2 protein-coding genes and 1 pseudogene are annotated in these 4325 nt (G+C 55.8%); all 3 read right to left on the bottom strand.

Translation table 11 applies throughout. The features are described from left to right. A pseudogene (locus K359_RS56400) lies at positions 1-181 on the bottom strand (IS5/IS1182 family transposase); the annotation flags it as partial. Positions 182-617: 436 nt separating this feature from the next. Next, positions 618-1082: a hypothetical protein gene (locus K359_RS62780; RefSeq protein ID WP_275949211.1), complete on the bottom strand. Its 465-nt coding sequence runs from the start codon at positions 1080-1082 to the stop codon at positions 618-620. 604 nt (positions 1083-1686) lie between these two features. Beyond that, a complete protein-coding gene (gene glmS, locus K359_RS0147145; protein ID WP_029085165.1) occupies positions 1687-3513 on the bottom strand; it encodes a glutamine--fructose-6-phosphate transaminase (isomerizing) in 1827 nt (608 codons plus the stop codon). Positions 3514-4325 lie beyond the last annotated feature (812 nt).

The following is a 4325-nucleotide window of genomic DNA, read 5'->3' as shown; positions in this document are numbered from 1 at the left end:
AGCGGGTCTCAATCCCCGGCCGGCCGTTCTCGCTGTAGAGCGGCGCGATCTCGCCGTCGATCCAGTCCCAATCGATCTTGCCGGTGAGCCGGACCAGCTCGTGCTTCAGATTGATGATCTGGTCGAGCCGCGCCCGGAAAAAATCGTTCGCTCCCGTCGTTTTGTGCTTCTTCGGCCGCATCGTGCCCTCCGATGCGGACAGGGAATCATGCTTCGCCCGTCGAGGGAATCTCGAAAACGAAATTGCAAGCTTCCGATGCACAAAACACCAAAACCTTGCAATCTCAGAACGTCATTCCAGCCAAATTACGATTCCAGATCAGTCGCCTGGAAGCTTCTTAACGGGCGACTATACTCTAGTCACATAAAATCATCCTCGCAATCGTATGTCGCGGAGCCTTCTGCGATCTCGGTATCACCGTTCTCACAGTTGCCAATTTCGGAAAGATATCGCGCGGCAGCGCCTTTTCGCTGCCATTCACCATCACTGTTCTTATCCAATTTTCTGACATCTCTGGGTCGAGAACCATATTGTCGGCGTCAACCTCGACAAACCCCAACTTCTCCCCACGGGCTCTTGCTTCTGGATTAGCCGGACGCAAATTGAGCAACGGCCTTTAGCCGTCCATTCGAAGTTGATGCTCGAGCAGAATATCGCCAGCGTTCTCGACAAGCGGATGAACGACCTGAAGATCTACACTCGAGGTAGTCCCCGTTCGCCCAGGAAACAGCTCCCGCCATCGCTTGACGTCGAACTCTGTCATGCTGTCGCCGCCTTCCATTCTTAGAAGCCCGACACTCTTGTTTCCTAATTGGTAGCTGAAGTATCGCGCATTATCGGAATCTCGAGTTGTTCCATAGTCCTCAGCAATTTCCGCAGTTCGCCCTGCTCTTGCGGACACGAAATCTGAGTACTCTTGCGGGTTGTCGGCGATGTACTTGATCTTTTCGCCGTGATAGGTCTGAGCTGCCTTTCTGAACGACGACCTATTGATCTCCACCACAGGAGGGTTTTGAACGAGCGAATACGGTCTTGCTGCCGACGATGAGCTGCCACTGGGGCCTGGCGCAGCCAAGCGCATATTGGCGAACGCATCCGCGAAGCTGTTTGCATCCCCTTGCTCGTCAGCTTCGACAAAGCGTGAGGATTGGAAGTGGACAAGCCATTGATCCGATTATACATGGCGATTGGTGCTCCCAGCGGGCATACACTTCCGCATTTGGTTCAGGCTTGTTAAACTCGGCGGAGTTGATAGGCTGACTGCCTTACCAAAACCTGACGCGAGACCGTGAATGCCCTCCCATCCTTTCGGCAAGCTTTCCTAAAGCGGCACCAATGCACGTCGCATTGGCGTTGCCGGGATTGGTGAGGCTACGAGCATGGCTCGCAATGTCAGCCTATCAGGAGCGGGTTCGATCGATAGTTCTCCTATTGAATCAGCCGTCGAACGCTCTCCTTCTGATGCCGCGCGCCATGCTAGACGTATGCCCAGATCGCAGTCTCGATAAGTCCGGGGGAGCGCGCGGCCTGCTAACAGTTACCAGAATTCGCGACAACCAAGTATCCACCAACCATGGATCGGCGCGAGACTACAGCCTTTCCGGATTTTGAATCCACCAGATGGGGCAGCCACCGCAGCCTGATGGCTAGACAACGGAGAAGCACCTCGACATTGCCGGAGCCGGCTATTCGACGGTGACCGATTTTGCTAAATTGCGCGGCTGATCCACATCCGTCCCCATAACGACGGCAGTATGATAGGCTAAAAGCTGAACCGGGATGGCATAAACCATGGGCGTAAAGCTTCCACCCATGTCCGGCATCACAATGGTCATGAGCGTGTCCACCGTCGCTTCCGAAGCGCCCTTCGCATCAGTGATCAAGATGATGTTGCCGCCTCGAGCCGCGACTTCTTGCATGTTCGAGACAGTTTTCCCGAAGACCGCGTCGTATGGCGCGATCACCACCACGGGCACCGTCTCATCAATCAATGCAATCGGTCCGTGCTTGAGCTCGCCAGCGGCGTAGCCTTCTGAATGGATATACGAGATTTCCTTCAGCTTGAGCGCACCCTCCAGTGCCAGGGGGGCCGATGTGCCGCGGCCGAGATAGAGCACATCGCTCGACTTGGCGACATGACGCGCGAGTTTCTCGATCTGCGGCTCGATCAACAGCGCCGCAGCAATCAGCCGCGGCACTTCGATAAGCTCGCCGACAAGCTTCGATTCATCGATCTCGTGCAGTTTACCGCGCTCTTTGCCTGCTGCCAGGGCAAGCGCCGCCATTACCACTAGCTGACAGATGAACGCCTTGGTGGAGGCGACGCCGATTTCCGGTCCCGCCAGCGTCGGCAGCACGGATTCGCTCTCACGCGCAATCGTCGAGGTCTGGACGTTGACTACAGATATCGTGTGCAGACCCTGGCTCTTGGCGTAACGCAGCGCAGCCAGTGTGTCGGCAGTCTCCCCCGACTGCGAGATGACGATCGCGAGATCGCCCTTGCGCAAAGGCGCCTCCCTGTAACGGAACTCGGATGCCACATCGATTTCGACCGGCAGGCGTGCTAACCGCTCGAACCAGTATTTGGCGATGTGACCGGCATAGCTTGCCGTGCCGCAGGCCGTAATCGAGATTCGCTGAATCGAATTGAAGTTGAACGGTAGTTTGAGCGGCAGGGCGACGCGCTCGGCGCCGATATCGACATAATGAGCCAATGTCTGCCCGGCCACCATCGGCTGCTCGTGGATTTCCTTAGCCATGAAGTGGCGGTAATTCGCTTTATCTACCAGGAGTGACGACGCGCCTGACTTTGATGTTTCCCGGTGGACGATAGTGCCGTCCGCGTCGTAGATCATACAAATCGAGCGGGTAAGCACGGCCCAGTCGCCATCTTCAAGATAAGTAATGGAATCGGTCAAGGGTGCGAGCGCGATCGCGTCCGATCCTAGATACATTTCGCCATTGCCATGCCCAATCGCAAGGGGTGATCCCTTGCGCGCACCGATCAAAAGATCGTCGTGGCCTTTGAACAGGAATACCAGCGCGAAGGCTCCGTGCAGCCGCGGCAGCGACGCCTGCACCGCATGCTGTGGCGAGTAGCCATTCATGAGATAGGATTCAACGAGATGCGCCACCACCTCGGTGTCGGTCTCTGAGCTGAAATGAGCTCCATTCTGTCCCAGTTCGGCTCTCAGCTCGCGGAAATTCTCGATGATCCCATTATGAACGACCGCGACATTTTCCGTCGCATGCGGATGGGCATTTCTTTCGGTAGGCCTTCCATGAGTCGCCCATCGGGTGTGACCAATGCCGATATGACCCGATAGCGGATGCCGGTGTAGCCGCTCGGCAAGATTTCTCAATTTGCCTTCAGCGCGCCGCCGCTCGATACGGAGACCTTCGAGCGTCGCAACGCCTGCGGAGTCGTAGCCACGATACTCCAACCGCTCGAGCGAAGCGACCAACTGTCCAACGACCGGACCACGCCCCAGGATGCCGACAATTCCACACATGCTGATCAATGCAGCCCAAGTTCGCGAAGCCGCGGCTTCCGAATGGCCTGCTGTCGACGTGGTTGCGGGGCTGCTCTAGCGTGTGTTGCCATTTGTTACTGGAAATGTTTGTCGCGCTCGTTCAGGCGAACATGCGATACTCGGACAGATGCATGCTCCGCTTGTCGAGATCAGACTAAACGATCAATATCGATAGCTCGATTGTACGAAGGTAAACTTTCGATATCGAAACGTTCGAAGAACTATACAAGTGTTTGCAAGCTCCCCGTATTTCCTGCACCAGCAGAAGCGATGTCATCGATATGGTCGATGAGCTTGCTGCGCCCTAGGCTGAGTGTTCTGTTGGAGGTTGAGTGAGCGGTACGCATTGTGGGCTGCGATATCTATGCACAGGCTGTGGCTGGGTGTCGGCCTGCATGCTGCGATTCTATCAATGCAATGCCGATCTCCTAACTTGCAACTGGCTAACCTCAGCACGTCGCTTTATCCGGCCACGATAAGCCAGGTCCGAATGATTGTAATATTGGGATAGAGCAACTGCCGGATCGGAATAAATCAATGTATATAGTGTGCATGGATATATGATGTGTATGATCGGAGCTGACGATCGCTTTCCTCTAGTTGCGGGTGTAGCGCGCTTGAGCATCTAGATCTCTCGCAGCCGCTTCGCAACTGGCGTTCTTAAGGGGGGCTCTTTACGGCGCAACCAATAGAGACCATGGCGGCTCAGGATTCAAAGCGGCGCGTGGCGCTGATCACCGGCGTGACCGGGCAGGACGGCGCGTATCTCGCCGAATATCTGCTTGGCCTCG

The sequence above is a fragment of the Bradyrhizobium sp. th-b2 genome, assembly GCF_000426785.1.
Classification (GTDB): Bacteria; Pseudomonadota; Alphaproteobacteria; order Rhizobiales; family Xanthobacteraceae; genus Bradyrhizobium; species Bradyrhizobium septentrionale.
This window is presented reverse-complemented; position numbering and strand designations above follow the sequence as displayed.

Excerpts from the sequence above, each read along its gene's own strand:
- K359_RS62780 (WP_275949211.1), bottom strand. The coding sequence starts at position 1,082 with ATGCGCTTGGCTGCGCCAGGCCCCAGTGGCAGCTCATCGTCGGCAGCA.
- glmS (WP_029085165.1), bottom strand. The coding sequence starts at position 3,513 with ATGTGTGGAATTGTCGGCATCCTGGGGCGTGGTCCGGTCGTTGGACAG.